Annotated in this window: 21 protein-coding genes; 7 read left to right on the top strand and 14 right to left on the bottom strand. The window is 38.2% G+C overall.

Going from position 1 to position 25,757, the window contains the following annotated elements:
- Nucleotides 1–7 precede the first annotated feature (7 nt).
- Nucleotides 8–1,474: an aldehyde dehydrogenase gene (locus JOC34_RS07605; RefSeq protein WP_205136155.1), complete on the bottom strand. Its 1,467-nt coding sequence runs from the start codon at nt 1,472–1,474 to the stop codon at nt 8–10.
- A gap of 289 nt (nt 1,475–1,763) precedes the next feature.
- Here JOC34_RS07605 and JOC34_RS07600 point away from each other — a divergent pair, with 289 nt between their 5' ends.
- Nucleotides 1,764–2,561: an IclR family transcriptional regulator gene (locus JOC34_RS07600; RefSeq protein WP_205136154.1), complete on the top strand. Its 798-nt coding sequence runs from the start codon at nt 1,764–1,766 to the stop codon at nt 2,559–2,561.
- A 246-nt stretch (nt 2,562–2,807) separates the two neighbouring features.
- Here JOC34_RS07600 and JOC34_RS07595 read toward each other — a convergent pair whose 3' ends face one another.
- From JOC34_RS07595 to JOC34_RS07565, 7 genes are all read right to left on the bottom strand, one after another.
- A complete protein-coding gene (locus JOC34_RS07595) occupies nt 2,808–3,770 on the bottom strand; it encodes a 3-hydroxyacyl-CoA dehydrogenase family protein (RefSeq protein ID WP_205136153.1) in 963 nt (320 codons plus the stop codon).
- Between the two features lie 109 nt (nt 3,771–3,879).
- Nucleotides 3,880–4,113: an indolepyruvate ferredoxin oxidoreductase subunit alpha gene (locus JOC34_RS07590; RefSeq protein ID WP_205136152.1), complete on the bottom strand. Its 234-nt coding sequence runs from the start codon at nt 4,111–4,113 to the stop codon at nt 3,880–3,882.
- 80 nt (nt 4,114–4,193) lie between these two features.
- The gene (locus JOC34_RS07585; RefSeq protein WP_205136151.1) at nt 4,194–5,234 is read right to left on the bottom strand and encodes an amidohydrolase family protein; all 1,041 of its coding nucleotides are present in this window, start codon (nt 5,232–5,234) and stop codon (nt 4,194–4,196) included.
- A 47-nt stretch (nt 5,235–5,281) separates the two neighbouring features.
- Nucleotides 5,282–6,289, bottom strand: a complete 1,008-nt coding sequence (locus tag JOC34_RS07580; RefSeq protein ID WP_205136150.1) for a VOC family protein — start codon at nt 6,287–6,289, stop codon at nt 5,282–5,284.
- A gap of 44 nt (nt 6,290–6,333) precedes the next feature.
- Nucleotides 6,334–7,362 carry an NAD(P)/FAD-dependent oxidoreductase gene (locus JOC34_RS07575; RefSeq protein ID WP_205136149.1) on the bottom strand — a complete coding sequence of 343 codons (1,029 nt, stop codon included), beginning with the start codon at nt 7,360–7,362 and terminating at the stop codon, nt 6,334–6,336.
- A 27-nt stretch (nt 7,363–7,389) separates the two neighbouring features.
- Entirely contained in the window at nt 7,390–7,869 is a 480-nt protein-coding gene (locus tag JOC34_RS07570) for an aromatic-ring-hydroxylating dioxygenase subunit beta (protein WP_205136148.1), read from the bottom strand.
- A complete protein-coding gene (locus tag JOC34_RS07565) occupies nt 7,866–9,137 on the bottom strand; it encodes an aromatic ring-hydroxylating oxygenase subunit alpha (RefSeq protein ID WP_205136147.1) in 1,272 nt (423 codons plus the stop codon). The genes JOC34_RS07570 and JOC34_RS07565 overlap by 4 nt, the downstream gene beginning before the upstream one ends.
- A 718-nt stretch (nt 9,138–9,855) precedes the next feature.
- On the opposite strand from JOC34_RS07565, the gene JOC34_RS07560 reads away from it, so the two are divergent.
- The 4 genes from JOC34_RS07560 (at nt 9,856) to JOC34_RS07545 (ending at nt 14,221) form a co-directional block, all read left to right on the top strand.
- On the top strand, nt 9,856–10,743 hold the full coding sequence (locus JOC34_RS07560) for a LysR family transcriptional regulator (protein WP_205136146.1): 888 nt from the start codon (nt 9,856–9,858) through the stop codon (nt 10,741–10,743).
- A gap of 299 nt (nt 10,744–11,042) precedes the next feature.
- Entirely contained in the window at nt 11,043–11,624 is a 582-nt protein-coding gene (locus tag JOC34_RS07555; RefSeq protein WP_205136145.1) for a biotin transporter BioY, read from the top strand.
- The gene (locus JOC34_RS07550) at nt 11,625–13,076 is read left to right on the top strand and encodes an AMP-binding protein (RefSeq protein ID WP_205136144.1); all 1,452 of its coding nucleotides are present in this window, start codon (nt 11,625–11,627) and stop codon (nt 13,074–13,076) included.
- Entirely contained in the window at nt 13,073–14,221 is a 1,149-nt protein-coding gene (locus JOC34_RS07545; RefSeq protein ID WP_205136143.1) for a thiolase family protein, read from the top strand. The genes JOC34_RS07550 and JOC34_RS07545 overlap by 4 nt, the downstream gene beginning before the upstream one ends.
- A 192-nt stretch (nt 14,222–14,413) precedes the next feature.
- Here the strand turns inward: JOC34_RS07545 and JOC34_RS07540 are convergent, their stop codons facing one another.
- Together JOC34_RS07540 and proP are read right to left on the bottom strand one after the other, a co-directional pair.
- On the bottom strand, nt 14,414–15,463 hold the full coding sequence (locus JOC34_RS07540; RefSeq protein ID WP_205136142.1) for a 2,3-butanediol dehydrogenase: 1,050 nt from the start codon (nt 15,461–15,463) through the stop codon (nt 14,414–14,416).
- 222 nt (nt 15,464–15,685) lie between these two features.
- Nucleotides 15,686–17,155 carry a glycine betaine/L-proline transporter ProP gene (proP, locus tag JOC34_RS07535; RefSeq protein WP_338062649.1) on the bottom strand — a complete coding sequence of 490 codons (1,470 nt, stop codon included), beginning with the start codon at nt 17,153–17,155 and terminating at the stop codon, nt 15,686–15,688.
- A 645-nt stretch (nt 17,156–17,800) separates the two neighbouring features.
- Here proP and JOC34_RS07530 point away from each other — a divergent pair.
- The gene (locus JOC34_RS07530; protein WP_205136140.1) at nt 17,801–19,183 is read left to right on the top strand and encodes a GntT/GntP/DsdX family permease; all 1,383 of its coding nucleotides are present in this window, start codon (nt 17,801–17,803) and stop codon (nt 19,181–19,183) included.
- A gap of 301 nt (nt 19,184–19,484) precedes the next feature.
- Nucleotides 19,485–20,228 (top strand): N-acetylmuramoyl-L-alanine amidase, encoded by a 744-nt coding sequence (locus JOC34_RS07525; RefSeq protein WP_205136139.1) that lies wholly within the window; start codon nt 19,485–19,487, stop codon nt 20,226–20,228.
- Between the two features lie 102 nt (nt 20,229–20,330).
- Here the strand turns inward: JOC34_RS07525 and JOC34_RS07520 are convergent, their stop codons facing one another.
- The 4 genes from JOC34_RS07520 to JOC34_RS07505 form a co-directional block, all read right to left on the bottom strand.
- Complete coding sequence (locus JOC34_RS07520) at nt 20,331–21,107, bottom strand: response regulator transcription factor (RefSeq protein ID WP_205136138.1); 777 nt, start codon at nt 21,105–21,107, stop codon at nt 20,331–20,333.
- A gap of 1 nt (nt 21,108) precedes the next feature.
- On the bottom strand, nt 21,109–22,794 hold the full coding sequence (locus tag JOC34_RS07515; protein ID WP_205136137.1) for a sensor histidine kinase: 1,686 nt from the start codon (nt 22,792–22,794) through the stop codon (nt 21,109–21,111).
- Nucleotides 22,795–22,938: 144 nt separating this feature from the next.
- On the bottom strand, nt 22,939–24,603 hold the full coding sequence (locus JOC34_RS07510; protein ID WP_205136136.1) for an ABC transporter permease: 1,665 nt from the start codon (nt 24,601–24,603) through the stop codon (nt 22,939–22,941).
- Nucleotides 24,590–25,699 carry an ABC transporter ATP-binding protein gene (locus JOC34_RS07505; RefSeq protein WP_205136135.1) on the bottom strand — a complete coding sequence of 370 codons (1,110 nt, stop codon included), beginning with the start codon at nt 25,697–25,699 and terminating at the stop codon, nt 24,590–24,592. The genes JOC34_RS07510 and JOC34_RS07505 overlap by 14 nt, the downstream gene beginning before the upstream one ends.
- Between the last annotated feature and the right edge of the window lie 58 nt (nt 25,700–25,757).

Below are 25,757 nucleotides of genomic sequence, written 5' to 3'. Positions count from 1 at the left end.
TACCCTCCTAAAGCTTGACAGTAATATTGGACAACTCAGAGTAGAAATCTAGACTATGTGCGCCACCTTCGCGGCCAATTCCACTGTGTTTCATGCCGCCAAAAGGTGTTCGTAAGTCACGTAAGAACCATGTATTGATCCAAACCATGCCTGCTTCAATTTTCCCTCCGAATCGATGTGCACGCTTAATATCACTGGTCCATACACTCGCACCTAATCCGTAATTCGTATCATTGACTTGCTCAAGGACTTCTTCCTCTGTATCAAATGGAATAACGGTTACAACAGGTCCAAAGATTTCCTCTCGTACACATCTGGAGTCAGGGCCTAAACCAGTAATTATCGTAGGATCCACGAAAAAGCCTTTCTCAAATCCTTTAGAAGCAGTTCCACCAATTAAGAAGTTTCCTCCTTCTTCCTTTGCAATATCCAAATAACTGAGTACTTTATTATAATGTTCCTCACTTACCAATGCACCAATGTTCGTATCATCTTTAAACGGATCGCCAACTTTTAATTTCTTCGTTTCCGCTACAAATCGCTCTAAAAATTCATCATAAATTGCGCGTTCTACATAAATTCTTGAACCGCAGAAGCAAACTTCTCCTTGATTCATAAAGCTGGAACGCATCGTCGTTTCAATCGTATCATCCAAATCTGCATCCGCGAAAATAATATTGGGATTTTTACCGCCAAGCTCAAAGGACACTTTCTTTAAAGTAGGTGCGGCTGATTCCATAATTGCACTTCCAGTTATGGTTTCACCAGTAAAGGCAATGGCATCAACATCAGCATGGGAAGAAAGTGCTGCACCCGTATCGCCAAATCCATGAACCATATTTACGACACCATCTGGTACGCCTGCATCTGAACAGATTTGTGCAAGCACGGTTGCTGTCATAGGTGTAACTTCAGAAGGTTTCATGACAACTGTATTACCTGCTGCAAGTGCTGGAGCCAACTTCCAAGTCATCAAAAGCAGTGGAAGATTCCACGGGTTAATTAATCCAACTACCCCAACTGGACGGCGAACCGCATAATGAATAGCGATATCATCTTGCTGATACGTTTCATTGCCAACAGTAGTCATATAGTCCGCAAAGAAATGAAAATTGTATGCAGCCCGGTCAATATCCACCTTTTTTGAAAGCGATAATGGTTTACCAGTATCAAGTGATTCAAGTATTGCCAACTCTTCTTTTCTTTCTAAAATTACATCACCGATTTTGCGAATGATAGCTGATCGTTTTGTTAAAGGCATGTCCCCCCATTCACCAGTCAACGCCTTCCTAGCAGTGCTTACCGCTTGATCAATTTCTTCCTTACTTCCTATTTGCACGTCCCCAAGTTTTTCCTCTGTAGCCGGATTAATATTTTCAAACGTTTTTCCACTCCCGGACGGTACATATTTACCGTTGATATAATGTGAACAATCAATAGGTTTTACTTTTGATTTTGTTTCAGTCGTTTGCATTTAAAGTCCTCCTTATAGTTTCGGAAACATATCTTTTCCGTAAAAAAGTATACATTCATATATGCTGAATATTTCCTTATCAGCATATATCTATTATAGAAGCAATCACGATAATAAAAAAGACGTTTGTTCTTCTATGTGGAACAAAATAAAAAAGTAAAAAATCAAATGTACAGTTAGTTTTTTCGTAAACGCTGACAATAGAGTATACATAACGTTTTAAATTTAGTATAATAACATATTAAGGTGTTCTCCTAGGTAGAACTAAACTTAATTGGAGGTGTCATTCATGGTCAAAAAGAAAAGCGAACCACAGACCTTGTCTTCTGTTACAAATGCATTGCGTATTCTAAAGAGTTTTTCAACATTTGAGCCAACAAAACGGGTTACGGAGCTTTCGGACCAATTAGGTTTAGCCAAAAGCACCATCAGTCGCCTGCTTGCTACACTTGCCAAAGAAGGATTTGTTATAAAAGATACAGAAACCAATGGATATCAGTTAGGTATATCGGTATTGACCCTCGGAGGTATTGTTACAAATAATTTAGAAATTCATAAAGAAGCCGCACCCGTTCTTAATAATTTAGTCAGTGATACTGGAGAAACAGCACATTTAGCTATCATCGACAGGTTGGACACTGTCTATATTCATAAAGAAGAATGTAACCACCCAGTACGGATCTTAACGCACCTCGGGAGAAGAAATCCTTCTTATTGTACAAGCTCAGGTAAAGTATTACTTGCATATAATGACAATAATATTGTGGAAGATGTCATTCGTAATGGACTCGTTTCCCATACCCCAAACAGCATTACAGATCCAGATGTACTTCGAAACGAATTGAAAACAATTCGAAAGAAAGGTTATTCCGTTAGTATTGAAGAATTAACAGAAGGTACAAAATCGGTTGCTGCACCAATAAGAGACTACACTGGAAAGGTCGTTAGTGCCATCACCGTCGTGGGGCCGATTCAACGCATGAAAAGCAGTAAAATCCCCGAGATTGCGAAAAAGGTCATGGCAGCTGGAATAGAAGCCTCTGAACGACTAGGATATGACGAACGGTATTTCAAGCGTTTTAATTAACTGTCACTAGATGCTGTACCCACTGCCGTTTTATTTCATTCCAAATAAGGACAAGACAGACTGAATGGCGCAGTTATCCCGTCAGTCTGTTAAAGGATATTTTCCTGCAATAGATACGTGTTTGGAAAAATAACTACCCAAAAATAGAAGATGTTAATGCATCTCTCTAATTCCCGGAGCATAAATGTATGCGTAAATTCATCCCCATTTAAGACGCTATCTCAACTTCTTTAATCTAAACACTAATTATTTTGCAGAAGCATTAATTTTCCCCTCGTTCTCTTTGCCTTTTTGTAACTTTAGAAGATCCAGGAAATGATCGTCCCGTGTATGGATCGCTTTTTCACCGTTATCGTCATATGTGTAAAAACCTTGATTCGTTCGAATACCAAGATGATCATTATCCACCATTTCAGCTAAAAAAGAAGGTATTTCTCTTGTGTTTGATAGGTCTTTCATAATGTTACCAACCATCGCTTGTGTTGTTTGCAAGCCGGCTAAATCCTGACTTTCCATTGGACCACAGAAAGCCCACTTAAAGCCCATACTTCCTTTCATCGCAATATCGATATCTTCTGCCGTAGCTACCCCTGTTTCTATTAGGTGGAGCGCTTCACGAAGCATAGCTACTTGCACACGGTTGACGATAAAGCCGGTGATTTCCTTTTTTAAGACTACTGGCGATTTGCCGATTTCCTTCATTAAATTATAAGTTGCGGTTACGATATTTTCATCTGTTTCCTCAAATTTAACGATCTCCACAATTGGAACAAGTTGCGGCGGATTAAAGAAGTGCGTAATGATAAATCTTTCCGGATGCTTTGCCCTTTGCGTTAACTCTTCCAATGGGAAAGTAGAAGTATTAGACGAAATAATCGCTTTATCTGAGACAACACTTTCAATAAATTCATAGGTTTCCAGTTTTTGCTCAAGAACTTCTGGAATGGATTCAAGAATGAAGTCAGCATCATGAATCGCTTCAAGCAAATCAGTCGTGTATGTAATACGGGTCAATGCCTGTTCCATTTCATGTTCGGTTAGCATCTCTTTTTCAACCATTATTTTAAAACTATTTGTAATCAGTTCTTGCGCTTTCTCCAGAGATGTCTTGCGTCGGGCTCGAATACATACATTCTTTCCAGCTTGGGCAAATAATTGAGCAACACCATGCCCCATAATTCCGGCTCCAAGCACTGTGATATTTTCCATATTAATACCCCATTTCATGAGAAATATATATTAAATCCCCATCTAAAAACAGGTGGGGATCAATTTTCGCTTGTGTTTATACGTTACAATACACTATAAAAGTGTGAAGTTATCCGAAAAATTCTTCGGCCTTCTCTAATTGTCCTTCCTGTTCTGGACTTAAGTCATGTTCATCTACGATTGCACTAACCGGACAAGTAGCAACACATGCACCACAATCAATACATATATTTGGATCGATGAAGAACTGTTCTGGACCTTCCTCAATACAATCGACTGGACAAATACTGACACATTCTGCTGCTTTTTCACTGCCGCACGGTTCCAATATTACATAAGCCAAAATCATCGTCTCCTTTTTATATTTTTTCAGTCGATACGCTCATTCGCATAACTTAAGAATCTATAGCCACTTTTTCTTATTCAAACGTATTGTTCTTTATCCAAATCCAAAAAACTCAAAGCATTAAGGCCATGAATTTTAGCCTTTTCCATTTCATCTAAGTTTGTTAATTTATCAACACCTTTTCCAGATGGAACTTCCCGTAATAAAAACGGATAGTCAGAGCCGGCGATGATTTGATCTACTCCGAATCTATCAATCATAAACTGTAAATTTCTTTCATCGTAAACAAGTGAGTCGTAATAGAGTAGTTTTGCGTAATGGCTAGGCGGTTTTTCCGTCTTTCTGATATGCGGCCACACCTCCCATCCCTGGTCCATTCTAGGTAATAAATAGGGAAGAGATCCTCCGCCATGTGCAAAACATATTTTCAAATTTGTATATTTATCCAGCATGCCACTCATAATGATACTTCCAGCTGCAAGAGCCGTTTCTGAAGGCATTCCGACCATGTACATTAAGTTTTGGCGTGGCATTCTTTCTTTGCCTAACGTTTCCCAAGGATGAACAAATAATGGAACGTTTAGTTCATTGGCAGCTTTAAAAAAGCGCTCTAATGATTCATCATCCAAGTTTTTCCCATTCACATTACTTCCAATCTGAATTCCTTTAAGACCTAGTTCATTGACTGCTCTATCCATTTCCTTGATTGCTAAATCTGTATCTTGTAAAGGAACCGTCCCCAAACCAATAAACCGCTTTGGGTGTTCATTTGCAATGGAAGCGATAAAATCATTTTGAAATTTTGCCAATTCTAATCCTTTGTCAGGATCTGACCAATAACTGAATGTAACAGGAATTGGCGATAAAACCTGAATATCAATTCCTTCTTCATCCATATCTTGCAATCGTTTTTCAGTGCTCCATGCTTGATCCGTTATTTCCCTGAAATTCTTGCCTTTTATCATAATGTTGGCACCACAGTCACAAGTTTTTTCTAACGTTGGCCAACGTTCGTCATGATACTTTTCTGCTAAATTTAAAAATTCTTCAGATATAATATGGGTATGAAAATCAACTTTTAAGTTTGACTGCACTGAATTAACTCTCCTAGCATTCATATTTTTTAATAAGAGATAGACTGAAATACAATCTATCTCTTATACATTTACTTTTTACCCAAGCTTGTTCCATAAGTAAAATAACTTTCCGGCGGTGTACTTCCCCACATTTCGAGACCTAGTGCACCTACATCTGAAGACCATTCAATGGCTTTCCATTCCGGATTAAAGATTAAGAATCCGCCTGTCCAAATTTCTACTCTATGGCCTGAAGGATCAAAAACATAGATGAATTGTGCACCACTAGTACCGTGCTTACCAGGGCCCCACTCCAGTTTAATATCATTTTCCGCCATGATATTTGCTGCTCGGATAAGTTCATCTGGAGAATCCAGGTAATAAGCTAAGTGATGGAACCTATTTTCATTTTGATTCGCATTTCTCATGAAGGCGATTTCATGTGCGATATTTGTTCTACTTAACCAAGAACCTAAACGGGTATCCTCTTTATTCTGAATATAATAACGATGATGGATACCAAGTAACTTTGTCCACCATTCTTGTTCCTTTTTCACATCATTTACCATGATATTGACATGATCAAAACGTCGAGGTGAAACGCCTTTCGCTGTATATTTACTTGGATGACTTGGCAGCTTGGACTTCAGTTTTGGATCATTGGTTACAAACAGTTCCTTTTCCCAATAGAGTTCAATTGGCACACCTGCAGGAGACCTAAAGTGAATCGCATCTCCTAATGCCCTATTTGTACCGCCTTCTACCCAGTTAAATTCAATATTCATCTCTGTGAGTAGTTTTTCAAATAAATTTAGTGACTCTTTCGTGCTCACATGCCAGCCCACGCGTTCTACTTCCGAAGTATTGGACGCTTTTAAAATCAACGTATGATCATCGAAATCTTGCCATGCTCTTAGATATGCACGCTCACCATCATTTCCTGTTAACGCTAAGCCCATTACTTCCGTATAAAACCATAATGTCTTTTCGAAGTTTGTTACACTGATTTCTACATGCCCTAGGTGTGCAACCGTCCGTAAATAACTATCTAATCTTTCTTGGGCAGATCCCAAAATTTCCTCTTTCACTTTAGTCATTTATATAACCCCCGTTTTAATTGTATACATGTTCCTATTTCCCACTATCCCGCGACTACTTTGTCTTTCTTCTTGTTTTCAGTCCTGCTCATTACGGATGTACTGTGAGCCGTGTGTAATGATTCATTTGGATCGATATAGACCTTCGCATTGCTCACTGCGATAGGTGCCTCCCCAAAACCTGTTGCCATTAATTTAACTTTTCCCGCATAGGAGGATATATCTCCTATCGCATATATACCTGGAATATTCGTTTCAGCTTTTGAGTTTACAAGAATAGAATTCTTTTCTATCGCTAGTCCCCAATCATTAATTGGGCCTAAATTCGATATAAAACCGTAATTGATCAGGAAGTCATCTGCTTCCAGTTCGATATGTTGATCGCCTTTAGCTTGTTTTAGCTTGATTGTTTCGATTTTTGAAATTCCCGTTATTTCAGTCGGAATAAAAGGTGTTAATATATTAACAGTAGACTCCTTCATTTGATTCACACTGTGTTCATGGGCTCTGAAACGATCTCTTCGGTGCACTATCGTAACGTTTGATGCTATGTTTTCTAACATTAAAGCCCAATCCACCGCTGAATCACCACCACCAAAAACAACGACATCCTTATCCTTGAAATCATTGATTTCTTTAATACGATAATGAAGGTTCTTCCCATCAAATTGTGCTTCATTTTCCAAATTCATTGTTCTTGGTTTAAAAGCCCCATTTCCAGCAGTAATAATAATTGTTTTAGAGTAATGGGATTGCTTGCCAGTTTTTATTTGAAATATATCATTTTCTTTCGTAACTTCTTTAACCTCTTCATTCAAACATACATCATTTTCAAACTGGTTCATTTGTTCTGTTAATCTTTCTACTAAATCACTTGCTTTCACCTTTGGAAATCCAGCTACATCATAGACGTATTTATCTGGATACAATGCTTCTAGTTGCCCACCCAACTGTGGTAAACTTTCAATAATTTTCACAGATGCCTGGCGCATACCAGCATAAAATGCAGTGAATAAACCTACTGGACCCCCACCTATAATCGTCATATCGTATACTTTTTTATCATTACACATTGAATGATTGCACCACCTTTCGAAGATCTATAGAATCAAACTGATCTTTCCGTGAGGTCTTAAACTATCTAAAGCTAAAATAACCTTTTTATTTTTGATCGATAGTTGATTATTTACATGTACTAACTCAAACACCTGTTTCCCAACAAATGTGTCAACGACTTCTCTTTTGGTTCGATGCGTTGTAAAGTTACATTTTACTGTAATGGATTCTGACTCCAAATTACTGACTCTTATATTATGATAATTTTGAACCGTAGTAGAATGCGGATATTCAACATGCGCTTCTTTCTTCAATAGTCTTTCCGCACGATCTTGCAGTCTTTTTCTATCATCATCGACATAGAATATGGATGTTAGCGGACTGGCATCCGGGTCGCCAATCGGAGGAATGATATACGTACCATCCTCTGTAAATAATGCAGCCCATTCATTTAATTTCCATTCATCTAATAACTCCGCTTCGGTATATAAAAAGTCAATGATATCTTGGCGTGTTAACGTCATTTCAACGCAACCTCCTTATTGTAAGATTCTTGCAATACTGCATTGTACTGTCTCCAGAAACTCCGCATCTGCAGTTCATCCGTTGCAAGTGCACCGCCTTCTCTTGACATTCCTTTTGAGATATCATTCCATTGAACTTCCGTATTATTGTTATAGGCTTCCTGACATAATTCCAATGCCTCATTATCATCAGGGGTTGCGAATCCGCCTGGCCCCAAAAACTCTAAGAAGTTCGTATTTCTAGCTTTTCGGTGTGCATCAGGTTCCCCTTTTGGAGCAAAGGAATAGCCTTGTACTTCCATATAACCAGGAGATGTCGGATAAAAGGTTCTGGCTGTGATAGCCATGATGTCATTAATGACCAGGTTTGGGAATATCAAAATATTACGGTTATAATTCGCTATACGATCTGCCCGCTCCTCTCCAAACCGTTCAACAAGTCCCTCTTTTATTTCCTCCATGTCTTTCTTTAAGTTGTCATCCCATATTGGCGTCCACTGTGCAATAGGTCTTCCCCATGGAGCCACATACTCCATGACACCATGACCATTATCTAGTTGAACACCTTTTCCTTCTAATTTGACACGTTTTAAATCAGCATCCTGGGACTGTTTTATATCAAAATACGTCTTATGAGTAGGCATTCCATGATATAAATCAACACTATTTTCAGCAATTAATTTCCAATTTGCTCTTACGCTATATTCCTGTATGCCACCCAACGTTTCCAGTCCAGATTCCGATTGATCAGCAACAAGATCAATATATTCTTTCGCATTTCCTAAATATTCATCCAAGGAAATAGCGTCTTCATCAAAGTTAACAAACATGAAACCGCGATAGCTCTCAAACCGATTAACCGCTTTCATATTCTTGGTGCCATCCGCATTAAAATCTTTCGGAAACCCGTCTTTTCCAGGCATACCTACTAATTCACCATCATTTTTAAAACTCCAGGCATGGTAAAAACAGCGGAATGCCCTTGCATTTCCTTCGTTTTCTCGACAAACTAACGCACCACGATGCGGACAAGTATTGTATAGGGCTCTAATTACGTCATCTTGGCCGTGTACGAGTAATAAGTTACGGCCCCCTACTTTCTTACGTCTATAGTCGCCTTTTTCAGGTACCTCAGTTTCATGACCAATAAACAACCAACATTTATTAAAGATTTCAGCTCTTTCTCTTGCTAGGATTTCCTTATCCGCAAATACACTTCTATGAACAAGAAATTCACTTTTTTCGATATTGTCCCGGATTATTTCCATTTAGCTTCCCTCCATCATTAGTCTAAACAGTACCTTTTTCATTTTGGTGTTTATCATATTTCGAAAATTTCCTCGCCGGCCCTGTAGTCAATAAATGTACGCCACCTTTCGTAGCATGATATGCTACATCATCGTACAGGACTTTCCTTTACAGAATCATCATTTATATTCGTTCATACCTGCCTCTACCATATAAGGTTATCGCAAGACCAAATCACTGCCCAAAAGTCTCTAACCATGTTTGTTTTCAGCGTTTTAGAGGATTGCTCAATAAGCGGTAAAAATAGCGCAACCGCTTGCATAATTGCCCAAAATATTAACGCCCCCAACGTTTAATGTCTGTGACGCCACCTTTTCCACATTTGCTTGTACGTAGAGATCTCCCACATCATAACTCATCTCAGATTCTGTTAGCGCTTGCATACTTTCCAGGAAAAAGTTATTTCGTTCACTTAACTCAGATAACGAAACGAATATGAATGTCTTGCTTAATTAAATTATAATGGACTGGTTAATCGAAAACCAATTGATTATTTTTTCAATTGACCTACAATTCCAATAAAAATTCTATGCTGTTACACTGAAAAGTTATATATAACATTTTATTTTGGTTAACTTTACTAGCATACCCGATAATTTTTCAGTAGAATATACGCATATGTATTTTTTTACAAATCAAATGTAACCGGATACACTGGAGGCCAAAGGAGAGATATTCATGAATGAAAATCAATTACAATCTTTTCTAACGATAGCCAAATATAGAAGTTATTCAAAAGCTGCGGTCGCTCTTAATGTTACCCAGCCAACCATTACGTTTCGAATAAAGGCTTTAGAAGATATTTTGGGATGTAAACTTTTCTCGAGAAGCGGCCATGAAATTTTTTTAACGAAGGAAGGTAATATGTTTATAGAGTATGCCAAGAATATCTCTTTCTATATGAATCAATCAAAAGAGATAACGAATATACTCAAAGATCCAATCATAAAAGTTGGATTTTCTCCTGGATACTCGTATTCCTTTATCGTAGAGCTTTTAAAATTGATTAAATCAATTGGCGGTATTGATATTAAAGTGATAGAGGGTTACGATTCCGTCGACTTAAATAAAAGGGCTTTAGCCGGTGAGGTTGATTTAATATTTACTAGGGAAGCTTTGCCGAATAGTCACGATATTATTTCAGAGTATCTGTTTGATAGTAACCCAGTAGTTATTATACCCAAAAGTCACCCTCTAAATAATAAACAAGATCTTTGTATAGAAGACTTAGATGGGGAGACAATTATCAGTTTCAAGCGGGACTCTCCATTCTGGGAATTAATCGATGAACAACTGATCGGTGTACAAAATGCGACTCGTATTGATGTTGATAATAATGAAATGCTCATTCAAGCTGTTGTAAATGAGATCGGAATTGGTATTGCCCCTGAACTAGGTATTGATGAAAAATATAGATCTGAAATTAAAATACATAAAATTAAAGAAATTCATGATATACCAAATAAGGTCATTGTGCAATACCGAAAAAGTTCTCAAATAAGTAGTCTTGCTAAGAAATTAATTTATTCCGTAATCAATTATAAATATACGGCATTTCCTCAATGAGCTTTTAGCGTTGTATCATTTTTTAGCCAAATTAAAAAAAATATAGCTATGTACTTTAACGAAGTATTTTAATTTATAAATCGAGGATATGTTATGGACTCAAGAAAGAAGTGTCCCGTTTCTAAATGATATGGGTCCTTTCCTAGATGTAAAACGGAGGACGCGTGTTAACAACCGCTATATCGTTAACCAACTTAATTATAGGTTGACAATTCTCCCTACTTCCATATATTCTAGTTATTAATGTTATTAATGTTATTAATGTTATTAATGAATTTGGAATAGTGGAGGTCATACGAATGAAATTACAAGATATGATGTACATTGCTTTATTTGCTGCAATTGTCGGTGTTCTGGGGTTTTTCCCACCAATCCCACTGCCATTCAGTCCTGTGCCAATAACCGCCCAAACACTTGGGGTCATGTTAGCAGGCGGCATGCTCGGTGCACGTCGGGGCGCACTGAGTCTGCTTCTTTTTATAGCACTTGTTGCGATAGGCACGCCGTTACTTACTGGCGGAAGAGGTGGGTTAGGTGCATTAATTGGTCCTGGTGGAGGCTACATTATGAGTTGGCCATTAGCTGCTGGGGCCATCGGATATCTTGCGGAAAAAAGTTGGCAGACATTAAAGTTATGGAAAATTTTCTTATTTAACTTCATTGGTGGTATTGTGCTTGTTTATGCTTGTGGGGTTACATACTTGTCTTTCATAGGAAACCTACCATGGGTACCTACTGCCCTTTCTGCTTTAGCCTTTCTGCCAGGAGATTTGGCAAAGACGTTCGTTGCAGGTTATATTACTTTAAAAATCAGCAAAGTATACCCATTGATAAAGATTCAAAAATCTCGAACAGGTAAACAGATAAGGCGGGTGAGTTAATTGGGAATTGGAGAAAACATCAAAGAAATAGCACAGGTAAATCCGGAAAAAACTGCAATTTTATATGAAGGTCAGGTGATTACCTATCGTGACTTTTATCAGAGCATATGCCAGATACAGCAGCACTTACTATCGCTTAGACAGGGAAATAACCCACAAAAAGTAGCCATTCTAATTGGAAATGAGCCAGCTTTTCTTGAATTATACTTTGCTGTTGTCACTCTTGGATGGACTGCCATTCCTTTTGATCCTAAATGGAGTATAAGGGAAGCCATAGAAATCATGAAATCCGCAAAGCCGGATCTGATCCTCACAAGTAAGCACTTCCCTGAAAATACGTCCAATGTTTTTGATAAAACTTATGCAATAGAAACTTTGAAAAAACCATCTAGCTATGCGACTGCTAACGAGTGGAAACAAGCTGACAATGCACCTTTCTATCTTGGTTTTACCTCTGGGTCAACTGGTACGCCAAAGGGTTTTATTAGAAGCCACGGATCCTGGTTAACAAGCTTTTCTGTTGCGGAACAAGTATTTCAATACCATGAGGAAGATATAATACTTGCACCAGGACCTTTGTGTCACTCCTTATCACTGTTTGGCGCTACACATGCGTTACATATTGGCGCCACCCTACAGCTAACAGCAACTTTTGTTCCGGAAATTTTAAATGACAGTGAAGCCACAGTCATCTATGCCGTCCCAACGATGATTCACGGATTCTTACAGCTAACCGTGAGGCCAATCCAGAAAAGGATTACCTTTCTCTTGTCTGGAGCAAAACTCCATTCTAAAATGAGAAAGAAACTACAGACTGTTTTTCCTAACAGTGTTATTTATGAATATTTTGGTGCGTCTGAATTAAGTTTTATTTCCTATGCATCCAGCGCAGTAACCGCGCAACATCCAAATAGTGTTGGCATACCATTTCCCGGTGTTCAGATAACGATACGGGATCAAGAAATGCAACCTGTGCCAAATGGTGAAATTGGTGAGATCTTTATTGAGAGTGACTTTTTATTCACTGGCTATGTAAATAACACAGAAGAAACAGCCAAAGTACTAACGGAATATGGCGCAACAGTTGGTGATTTAGGATTTATCAATGATACGGAGATCCTGACTATTGTTGGCCGAAAAAAGCATATGCTTATCAGTGGCGGATTGAATGTTTATCCCGAAGAAGTAGAAAAAGTGATGAAAGAGATAGCATCGATCCAAGAAGTAATGGTTGTCGGTGTAACCGATGATTATTGGGGACAAAAAACAATCGCACTCGTTAAATGGAAGCATCAAGCAGAATTAGAAAGGTTAAAGGCACATTGTAAAGCGCAATTAGCTACCTATAAATGCCCAAAGGAGTTTTACGAGGTGCACGATTTTCCATATACTTCTACTGGAAAAATTGCTCGAAAAGACGTCGCATTACAGATTGCGAGGTATACATCATGAACACGCCTGTCATTGTACAAGCTAAACGAACTGCAATTGGTAAAATAGGCGGGATATTTAAAAATATGCCACCTGAGAAATTAGGGGCAGCTGTGATCCGGGAAATCATAACGGAAAGCAGGATCAATCCTCGGTCTATTGATGAAGTAATTCTCGGAAACGCCGTTGGACCAGGAGGAAACATCGCGCGGCTTACCGCATTAACCGCTGGCATTCCAGTCGAAGTTCCCGCAGTTACCGTTGATCGCCAATGTGGCTCCGGGCTGGAAGCAATCCACATCGCATGTCGGAATATTCAATCCGAAGCTGGCGACATCTATATTGCGGGTGGCATAGAAAGTAGTAGCCTTGCACCATGGAAGCTAGAAAAGCCAGCTTCTCTCTACCGTGCGCCGACACTATTTACACGTGCACGCTTTTCGCCTGAATTCATTGGAGATCCTGATATGGGAATAGCTGCCGAAAACGTTGCAGAAGCATACCAAATCTCACGTGCGGATCAGGATTTATTCGCATACAATAGTCATCAGAAAGCAATTCATGCAAGAGATGCGGATCGTTTTTTAAATGAGATGGTTGTACTGCAGGGAAAGAGCCAGGATGAATGTCCACGCCCAGGGTTAACGTTGAAGAAACTCGCTAAGTTATCCTCTATTTTTAAAGAAAATGGAACGGTAACAGCTGGTAACACTTGTCCTGTGAATGATGGAGCTGCGGCTGTTTTAATTATGTCCAAGCAGAAATGCTTAGAACTCGGTCTGCAACCCCTATTGAAATTTGTTGATGCAACAAGTGCAGGTGTCGATCCAAATCTACTCGGAATTGGCCCGATTCCCGCCGTAAGAAAACTATTAAAGCGGACACAATTAACCATCGCAAACATCGATTTAGTAGAATTAAATGAAGCATTTGCATCCCAGGTGTTGGCTTCTGTACAGGAACTTGGGATTCCCGATGACAAATTAAATGTCGGTGGTGGGGCACTTGCCTTTGGTCATCCATATGGCGCATCAGGTGCAATGCTTATAACACGCCTATGCACTGAAATGCAACGTCTCGATAGCAAATACGGCATAACTACACTTGGCATTGGCGGCGGCTTAGGGCTTGCTACATTATTTGAAAAGTACGAAAGCGATGATTAAAGAAGGATGCTTGACCGATACAGTTGCCACAAGTAATACAACACTTATGCACATATTGGATTGACAGTAATGCACGAGGATGTGGAGATATCTTTTCCCAGAACAATAGTGATTCCAATAACAAATAGCGTAGATTAATAAATAAGCGAAATAGCCGCATATTGCTGATGCGGCTATTTTACTTATTCCTATTTATTTCTCTCCACTTAATTCTACCAATATCTTTACTTCCGTCTTGTCATGCTTTAATGCTTCAAATCCCTTTTCTACAATATCTTCCAATAGAATGTGATTTGTTATAATGTCTTTGGCATCGAATTCACCGGAAGCCATCATGTCAATCGTTTTTTGAAAAACTGCTGGCTCGTAAGCTGCGCTTGATGTAATCTTAACACCAGAATTTGTTAAATCAATTGGACTGAACGAGACTTTCTCCGGGAAGATGGAAACAATGACAACCATTCCTCTTGTTTTTGTTACTTTGATCGCCTGATTGAATGTGGCTTCCACGCCAGCCACTTCAAAAGATACATCAAAACCGTCTGGTTCTTCTTCTTTCATAAATTCCAGCGGGTTTTGCTCCCCTGAATGTATCGCATGGGTTGCGCCGACCTGTAATGCCTTTTTCAATCTGCTCTCTGACAAATCAAACACAACAATTTTACTTGCACCGGCAGCTTTTGCAGCAATAGCCGTCAACAAGCCAATAGGACCTGCCCCGAAAATAGCGACAGTCTGCCCCGATCTTAACTGTCCTTCTTTAATTGCTTGAACTGCAACCGCTGACGGCTCAGCCAATGCAGCTTCGTCCAAAGACATACCAGCTGGTAATGCATAAACATTCTTTTGCGGAACAATCGCATAATCTGCAAATCCACCATCTTGTCCTAAACCAATAAAGTTAAATCCATCATAAATATCATATTCCGGATCTTTATTTCCATGGGTGAGCAGTGGATTGATAATCACTTTATCACCTTTCTGATACGTGGTAACATCCGAGCCAATCTCTTCCACTACACCTGTAAATTCATGTCCCATCGTTAAAGGGGCTTGTTGTCCAGTCAGCGGGTCTGGCTTATCTACCGGAATGGTAATCGGGCCTTCCAGATATTCATGGAGGTCACTGCCACAGATACCGGTCCAGGCAACCCGTATCATTACTTCATTGGATCTTATTTCTTTACAATCTTTATCTTCTACGCGAACATCTCCGCTTTTATACCAAACAGCTGCTTTCATGTAATCGTCCCCTCAGTAAAAAAGTTACTCCTTTATTTTACTACCAGACTGCCGGGATATAAAGGTTTCTGCATCGTAGTAGGTTGTCTGGTTCCTTGTTCCACTTCGCATTATAGGCTCGATACTTAACCGCTCTAGCCAATCATGACTAAAGTTACGTATGAATGACTTCAGTTCGCTTTTGATATTACTTTAGAACATGTTGCTGTAAAAGAGGATCAACTAATCCTCTTTTCTCTCGTCTAAAGATGCTTTTTCGCCTTTCCACCATAGCGCATCTTCCGGTTCTTCTAAAATACCTTGAATCTCGTGCTTTTCTTCAACTGCTGGCGCCGATCCCCGTAGTGGCTTGCCGGAAGTTTCCTTGACAAAAAAGGATACAACGATAATTCCGATAATAGAAACTGCCATAATATAATAGGCTGGTACCATGTTGCTCATCGTTTTACTAATCAACCAGGCTATTACCAATGGTGTCGTACCTCCAAATAATGAGGCAGATACATTATACGTAAGAGAAAGTGATCCATAGCGTACATCTGTGAAAAATAGAGACGGCAGAACCGATGGCATCGTCCCTTGGAATGAAGCAAGAAAGACCGCTATGATCATTAAGCCTAGGAATACTAACCAATTATTCCCACTCCCAATCATCATAAAAGCAGGAATGGATAAAATAACCAACCCAATCAAACCAGTAAGAATAATCTTCTTTGTTCCAATTCGATCACTCACATATCCCATTGTCAGTACAATAGGGATCATAATAAGCATCACAATTAAAATTAATAGCAGGCCTTTTGTTTCACCATACCCCAGTACAGAACTCAAGTGGGACGGCATATAAGACAATAACATGTAATCTACAACATTATAGAAAAGCACAAGTAACATACCGATAAGCAATGGTTTCTTGTGATAAACAAGAATTTCTTTCAATGTCACACGTTGTTCCTCTTCTTTTGCATCTTCCATCGCTTGAAACGCAGGAGATTCTTCTAAATTGTTCCGTAAGTACAGTCCAATAATACCAATCGGGGCAGCAATGAAGAATGGTATGCGCCAACCCCATTCCAACATGGTTTCTTCTCCCAATAAGAAAGTGAGTAAAGTGACAACACCTGCACCACCTACATAGCCAACAAGCGTCCCCACTTCTAGTCCACTCGACATGAATCCCCGCTTCTTATCCGACGTGGATTCAGCAATGTACGTCATCGCCCCTGAATACTCTCCACCAGTTGAAAAGCCTTGTACAAGTCGAGCGACGAGTAATAATACAGAAGCCGTTACACCGATCGAAGCATAACTCGGAATCAGACCAATACTGAGTGTCGCCAAAGCCATAATAATTAGCGTAATCGCCAAAATTCGCTTACGCCCTAGACGATCTCCCAGCATCCCAAAAAATATGCCACCTATTGGGCGAACTAGAAATGCGACAGCAAACGTTGCAAATGTATACACTAATTGCATGGACCCCGTCACTTCCGGGAAGAAAACCTGACCGAGCGTTACTGCCAAATAAGAATAAATTCCAAAATCAAACCATTCCATGGCATTACCTATACCCGCTGCCACAACAGCCTTTTTTGCTGCTTTCGAGTCCACAATGGTAATATCATCTTTATGCAGTGTCTGTTTTGCTTTTTTACTTTTTAATCGTTTCTTGTCTTTTCTCCCATCATCCACGTAACTACTCCTCCTGAAGTTTTTCATCGCTATAACCACTTGAAAAACAACATGTTCCTCAATCAAATCATTTTCTTCATGGGACAAGTTATTTAAAAGTTGTTGTATAAAATCATTCCCATTTTAATGACTTTAAAACATTTAACACGTTTTCGAGTAATTTGCTGCAGGAGTAGGTCAAAACTTTTAAGTGGGACAAATTCGTCTGTTGGCCTGACAGCTATAGACGGATATACGACCAAATAAAAGCACGGTAAAAGTGAAAGAACGTATATATATGAAAATTAATATGGGATACAAAAATGCAATTGAGAGAAATATTACGGGACAAATCTATATACCCAGATTTTTGCGATATATTACATATACTTTACGTTTGAGTTTGTAAAAGACAGGGAATGTACCTAAATATGGAAATTTGCGTTACGACCTGACTAGACAAAAAGGATAACACCGTGACTTTAACTACCCAAAGTGCCTAACGATGACAGAGTATTAGTCTTAACACCCGGCTCTTTGTAGCTGTAGAAAAGGTAAAACACATGCGTGCCATTGGGCGTAGAATAGCGCTACTTTCGATTGAAAACATAGAAGTGAATCAAACAACCCAACACTTATTTGAAATCTTTCAAAGGGGATAATTTTATGACTGGACATGATATTCAATTACTTATTATTACAGTATGCGGCATACTGCTTCTTATCGCTCTTATTACCTCCAAACTACATATGCACCCATTGGTCGCACTATTAATTACCTCTGTGGGTGTTGGACTGACTTCGGGCCTAGGGATTGGTAAAATTGCGGAATCGATTGAGGATGGGGCAGGCTCTACACTAGGAGAAACAGGGCTCACAATCGCCCTCGGTGCTATGCTTGGTAAACTCTTAGCAGACTCCGGGGCCAGTGATCGAATTGCTTCTGTTATTCTACGTGGCTCTACACCCAAAAGTCTGCCTTGGCTCATGGCGCTCGCGGCGTTTATTATCGGGATTCCTATGTTTTTCGAGGTAGGACTCATCATGTTGCTCCCGCTCATTTTTACAGTAGCTAGCAAACTGGAACAACAGGGTGGTGTAAAAGGATCTGCTTATATTTCCATTGGGATTCCCGTTATTGCTGCTTTGGCTACAATGCACGGTATGGTGCCGCCTCATCCCGGTCCACTAATTGCCATCGGTGTATTCGATGCAAACTTGGGTATGACCATGATTTACGGTTTTATCTGTGCCATCCCCGCTATCATCCTTGCAGGGCCAATATACGGAAAATTTATCACGCCACACATGACTGTTAAGCCAAATAAAGATTTGCTAGATCAATACACGACAACAGCAGAAGCTAATCAATCCACAGCACCAATTCCAATAGCAACTGCTTTTGGGGCCATTTTAATTCCGGTTGCCATGATGCTGTTACATGCAATCGCAGGAACTTTTCTCTCAGAAGATAATGCGTTTTATAAAGTCGCTGAATTCCTTGGTAATCCCGTCATTGCCATGTTGGTTGGCGTGCTAGCAGCTATGATTATGCTTGGATATGCCCGTGGAACAGATACAAAACAAATTCGTGATTCGCTCGGGTCAAGTCTTAAACCAATTGCTGGCATTTTGTTGATTATCGCTGGCGGTGGGGCTTTTGGACAAGTATTAGAAGACTCCGGTGTCGGTGAAGCAATTGTGCATTTGGCTTCTGGTTTCTCGCTTTCCGCCATTGCATTGGGATGGGTAGTTGCAGCGCTATTGTCTATATCCACCGGATCCGCTACTGTTGGCATCGTTGGATCAACAAGCCTTTTGGCACCACTAGTAGCAGCTGATCCAAGCATTAATACGGCATTGTTAACGGTGGCGGTCGGCTCTGGATCATTATTCTTCAACTACGCTAATCATGGTGGCTTTTGGTTAGTGAAGGAGTCATTCGGTATGACGATGGGTGAAACATTTAAAACCATTACTGTCGTGCAATCCATTGTCGGGTTAGTTGGGTTAGCAATGACACTACTGTTGAATGCCATCATAGGATGACCTTTTTGGTAAAAAAAGTAGCTATTTTTTTAAAACCCCGCTTAACAGAGGGAAATGCTACTTTTAGTATGATTTAGGGTTCCTTTTTTTCCTAAGCCCAATCTAAATCACCTTCCAAAAATGCTCACAAGTTTCAACAAGCATCATCTATTTAGCTATTTATCTAGGAATGAATATTTGCTATAAATGTAGAACTGGCACATTAAACTTTCATTACAAATTGTTGAAAGCTGTTGAAATATAGATAGATTTCTTAGACAATTTAAGTTGATACCAATTTTTTCAAGGAGGTGAAATGATAGTGAATAGTAAAAATGCATTTTGGTTTACGCTATTAATCTTGTTTTTCTCATCCCTTTTCTTTAGTCCACTAACTGCAAGTGCAACACCTGAACGTGGTGAAGGACCGATAGAAAAGAGTGACGTTGAAGATGATGCTGGACTGATGAATCGGGAAAACATAACAAATTTCAATGCAACTACACAGGACGGAGCGTTTAAAATCTTTCTGGATCCAGGACATGGTGGCAGTGATCCGGGCGCACAAGCAAACGGACTAAATGAAAAGGATGTCGTGCTTGATATTGCTTTGAAAACGAAAGAAGTACTAGATAATGAGTACGCAGGAGTAGAAACAAAACTGTCCAGATCCACTGATACATTTGTCGAATTGGAAGATCGAGCGAAGATGGCAAACGATTGGGGCGCAGATTATTTTACTAGTTTTCATCTGAACTCCTTTGATGGCACTGCATCCGGATTTGAATCGTACATCTACAACGGAGCTGTTAGTGATGAAACAAAGACCAGACAGTTACACATTCACACTTATTTAGGTGATCGGCTTGAAGTGAATGACCGCGGTAGAAAACAAGCAAACTTTAGCGTACTACGTAACACCGCAATGCCCGCCCTTCTACTGGAGTATCTGTTCATCGATAACCCTGAGGAAAACGCATTGCTAAAAAAACAAAGCTATCGTGATTATCTTGGAACACTGACCGCAGATGCAATAGCAGACACGTATGATTTGGATAAAAAGTAGATTGAAAGATATTAAATGATACATAGCCGCACCCTTTTGAGGGGCGGCTATTTTTGCGAGATGGTCAGTTCAAGCTTTTTTATTACTCATCCTTCCACATTATCACCCTAAAGATCCTATAAATAACGTAGGAGAGGCGCCAACATATTTCTTGAACACTTGGCTGAAATACTTATAATTTTGAAATCCCACAAGTTCCGCAATTTCATAGATCAACATATCATCTCGCTTTAACATTTCAATTGCTTTAAGTATCCGGTATCTATTTAGAAAGTCATTAATTGTATAATTTGTTTCCTCTTTAAATTTGTTATTCAAATAAACAGTTGAAAGTGAGTATTGCTCACTTAAATCATTCAAAGTAATTTTCCTACTAAAATTACTTTGAATGTACGTAAGAATATCAAATACAAGTTTCGACCTATTAATGTCACGTTCATAGAAGTCAACATTGAGTAATTCGCTATATACACCTAATGATTCTTCATGCACGTTTGCTTTGTCCTTGACTTCAATTTTTAAAATCAATTTACAAATTACTTGATTCAATTTACTAAAATCGATAGGTTTAAGCAGATATTCATTAACTCCTAGCGAAATAGCTTGTCTTGCATAATCAAACTCACTGTACCCAGATATTATAATTGCCTCATAATCATATATGTGAAGACTTTCTTCAAGCATTTGAATACCGTCCTTAAATGGCATTCTAATATCAGTGATCACAATATCCGGTTTTAGTTCTTTAATTTTAATCAGGCCATCCTTACCATCGGCAGCATTTCCTACGACAAAGCAATTATTTTCCAACCAATTCACTTTATAAGAAAGCCCTTTTCTAATGATACTTTCATCCTCAACGATAAGCACTTTGTACATCCTATATCTCTCCTAAAGGAATCTTTAATATCACTACTGTTCCAATACCAGGTTCACTATTTATACTAAGTCCATAGTCTTCACCGTATAAAAGCTGAATAATTCTATGTGAGTTATATAAACCAATCTTTTCTTCTGGGTTATCTTTATCAGCTAAGCTTTTTTGCAAAGTAATTAGCTGATCCATTTCCATACCTTGACCATTATCTTCAACCGAAATAATTAGGTTATGATTGCCCGTTTTTATAGATATATTTATATCCAAGTGATTCGTGTGGTCAATGCAGTGTTTTATGCTATTTTCGATAATAGGTTGAATTAATAATTTCGGGACTTTGACTTTTAACGGCGCTTGATCAACATCAATAAAGTAATCCAGTCTTTCATCGTATCTCATCTTTTGCAACATCAAATAATCTTTTACATATTTCAAATCAGTCTCTAAATGTACATCCACATAACCGTAGTTGATATTGTATCTCATCAAGTTTGCAAAAGAGACGACAATTTCAGAAGCATTCTCGGGATCGAACAATATCTCGTATCTTAGCATTTCCAATACATTAAATACAAAATGAGGGTTAAACTGTGTTTCCAAATGTTTTATTTCCATTTTCCGTTTCTTTTCAGATATTTCCTCATTACGTTTAATCAATAGTTGAATCTCTGCAATTTTATTATTAAATTGCTCATGAATAATTTGGAATTCTTCAAATGTATCAGGGATATAGGTTTCATTGCTATTATTACTTCCTGTCTTGTTAATAGATGCTAACAATAAATCGAATGATTCCAAGTTTCTTTTCAAAAGCTTTGGTGAAACATAAAAAATAAGTAATATGATGATAATACTTATTCCCAACAATGAATAAACACCAATTAAAACAGACTGTTTATAGCTGTCTATCGGTGACATATTCGTTACCGTGATCGATGTGTTCGGTATTTGATTTGATGTGACAAAATATAAATTATTGTAAAAGGTCGCGGTACTGCTATTGATTTGTTCCGTTTTGAGTTTTCCCATACGATCTACTAGTTCCATGTTTGAATGATAAATAGCGTTATCGAACTTATCCGTTATAGCCATTAAATTCCCATCTTTATGACTAAGATGATCACCCACATCTTCCAGAAAGTAAATGACATATCCCACTATTTTCCCGCTTGATGTAATAGATTTAGCAAAATAATAGTTAGAGTTTTGACTTCCCATGAAAAGTGATTCGTTTAGCGTTCGTTCTATCATGGAATCATCATCCAACTTGGAAATTAAATACTGTATAAAGTAAGTTGAGATTAATTCATTTTGATTATCCTTATAAAGATTAGTGGTTACAATTTCACCATGCGCATCTAATAGGACAAAGTTTGCTTTTAATAAGCTATCGTTTCGTACCGAGTAAAGTAAGTTGTTCACATGCAATAAATGCCTTTTATCTTGGAAAACATTCTTAATCGAATCTTCATTTGATAATGCTTTTAAGCGTTGGTGATATCCGTTAATTTCTTGGTCTATCAATGATATTAATTCATTATTAACACGTTTGTTTTCATTTACAATTGTCAATTTAAAACTAAAGAATAAAGAAATGATATACAATGAAAAAATAATTAATACGGTAATGATGGTATACTTTATAAATGTTTTTTTTATATAATCTCTGTATCTGTTAGGTTTATTCATTCTACCATCACCATAGCAAGATCAGGCTCCTTAGACATTATCTTGAATTATAAATGTCCAAGCAGTATACTCACGCATACCGCTTGAACTGAAAAGCTTTATTAATTGTAATTGAGGTAAAGTTATACCAGTACTAATCCATCTTTATACACTGACCTCTTTCTTTCCAGTCAACTTAAAGAACACCAGAAGTGAAATAATAGAAGTAAGTGTCAATATTGTTGAATATGCTGACGCATTGCCATAATTACCTCGAATTACCTCTGTATATACAGATACCGTTAAAGTCTGTGTATTGTTTGTATATAATATAATGGAAGAACTCAATTCACTAATAACTGTAATCCAGCTCATAATCGCTCCGGCCATTACACCAGGCATCATCATAGGAACCATTACCTTTACAAAGGTTTTGGTTTCTGAAGCACCTAGGCTTATCGCTGCTTCTTCGATACTTGGGCTGATTTGTCCAATGATTGCAGTACTCGAACGTATGGTGTATGGCATTCGCCTAATCGCAAAAGACATAACCATAATGAACGCGGTTCCACTCCATGCCAATGGCTTGTCGCTGAAAGCAAACAAGAAAGCAATCCCTAATACCGAACCAGGAATGATAAAAGGAAACATCGAAATCGTATCTAGTATGGATGTAATAACATTTCTTTTTCTAACCGTAAGATAAGCAATCAATATGCCAAATACAATAATGATAATGATAGCCATGAGCCCCATTTTATACGTATTTAAAATAACAGAAAGATTTTTACCGAATAGAATATTCTTGTAATTATCGAAAGAGAAACCTCCCGTATAAACTTGTCCACCTTCTGTTTTTAAAAAGGAAGTAAATATAACTACTAGTTGTGGCAGTATAGCTAATAGAACCGTTAAATATACAAATCCATGGCTTAGTATGTTTTTCATGCCAGTACTTTTTTCTGTTATCATTGGTTTTAATGCAGACATAGAATAAGAATAATGTCTTGCAACCATACGCTGAATTAGGAATAGAACAAGTGTCACAACAATGAAAATCGCACACAATGCTGCAGCAAATCCATCGTCTCCACCTACTTCACTCATAAATTGTGTGTAAATCAGTACGGGTATTGTTCGATATCCTTCTCCGATCAACATAGGTGTTCCAAAATCTGCGATCACCCGCATAAATACCAATAAAGAACTTGCTAGAATAGTAGGTATGATTAGCGGGATAATAATTTTGAAAAAACGCTGGATATTGGAATAGCCTAGACTTTCCGCTGCCTCATTCAATGAATTATCCAAATTTTTTAATGCACCGGAAATATAAATATAAATTAACGGGAACGACTGTAAAGTTAATACCAATACAATCCCGGAGAATCCATATATCCCTTCAAACTCAAGTCCCAATGTATTATTAAAAAACGATGTAATAACACCACTTCTTCCAAGTAATTGGATCCATGCATATGCTCCAATAAATGGGGGGGAAATATAAGAGATAATAATTAGTATTTCAATTATTTTGCTACCTTTTACTTTAACCCTTCTCATTAAATATGCAATGGGTAATCCAATTGCCACTGATAAAAAGGTACTTACGACTGTTACTTTAAAACTATTCATTAAAGTAACCCAATAAAATTTCCGCTCAAAAAACTTCGAAATGTACGTGAATGTAAATTCACCTGTTTGTGTATCAATCATACTTTTCTTCAATACAAGAAATAGGGGGAAGATGATAAAGACCGCAAAAAAGACGAGAATAATGATGGTTAACCCATTCCATGTATTGAACTTATTCTTTTTACCCAACTTCATTAGCCACACCTTCCTCAATCAGGCTTTCTTCGTTCTCTACATCAAATACATTAACTCTGTTTGTTTTTACTTTAAGTGAAATGCTTTGTCCCTCTGGAATAATTTCAGCTACTTCCGCATCCTGGATTACCTCCACTTTGTTTCCATCTTCTAGCTCAACAAAGTAGTGGGTGTTCACTCCTAAAAACATGTTATTTTGCACGATCCCTTTTATTCCATCTTGATCTGTGGAAATAATGAATTCATGGGGTCTTACAGAAACTAAAACAGTTGCATTATTTGTCGCCCTATCTGATATATTCCTAATTTGCTCTGTATAACCATCACTAAACTGCAAGTAAACGTCATCACTTTTTCTTTCAACTTTTGCCTTAATTACATTGGATGTCCCGATAAATTTAGATACGAATAAATTTGATGGGCGTTCATAAAGTTCTTTTGGTTTACCAACTTGCTGAATGATCCCCTTATTCATAACCGCGATTCGATCAGATATCGCTAGAGCTTCTTCTTGGTCATGCGTAACATATACGGTTGTAATTCCCACCTGTTGCTGAATGTTTTTAATTGCATTTCTCATCTCAATTCTTAACTTTGCATCCAAGTTAGACAACGGTTCATCCATAAGTAATACTTTCGGATGAATCACAATTGCGCGTGCTAGCGCTACCCGCTGTTGCTGCCCTCCAGATAGTTTATCAGGCATCCTGTTTTTGAAATCCTCTATTTGCACAACTTTTAAGATGTCAGCAATCCTTGATTCAATCTCACTTTTATCTAGTTTCTTGTTCTTCAACCCGAAACCGATATTATCTTTCACATTCATGTGAGGAAAAATAGCATAATTCTGAAATACCATTCCCATATTTCGTTTACTGATCGGTATATTATTTACTACCTTATCATCAATTTTTATTGCACCGCCCTCAATTGAATTAAATCCTATTATCATCCTTAGTAAAGTCGTTTTCCCACATCCTGAAGGGCCTAACAATGTAAATAACTCGCCAGGTTTTATATCAATCGATAACCCATTGATTACAGTTTGATCCCCATATCGTTTCACTACATCCTCAATATTAATTGCTACACTCATGTTGTTTCTCCTCCCACTAAGATAAAAGATAGAGCAGCTTATATATTTATTTTTATAA

Origin of the sequence: Virgibacillus halotolerans, from assembly GCF_016908515.1 — a bacterium.
GTDB classification, from domain to species: domain Bacteria; phylum Bacillota; class Bacilli; order Bacillales; family Amphibacillaceae; genus Virgibacillus_M; species Virgibacillus_M halotolerans.
The sequence above is the reverse complement of the archived record's forward strand: the minus strand, read 5'-3'. Positions and strand labels throughout refer to the sequence as shown.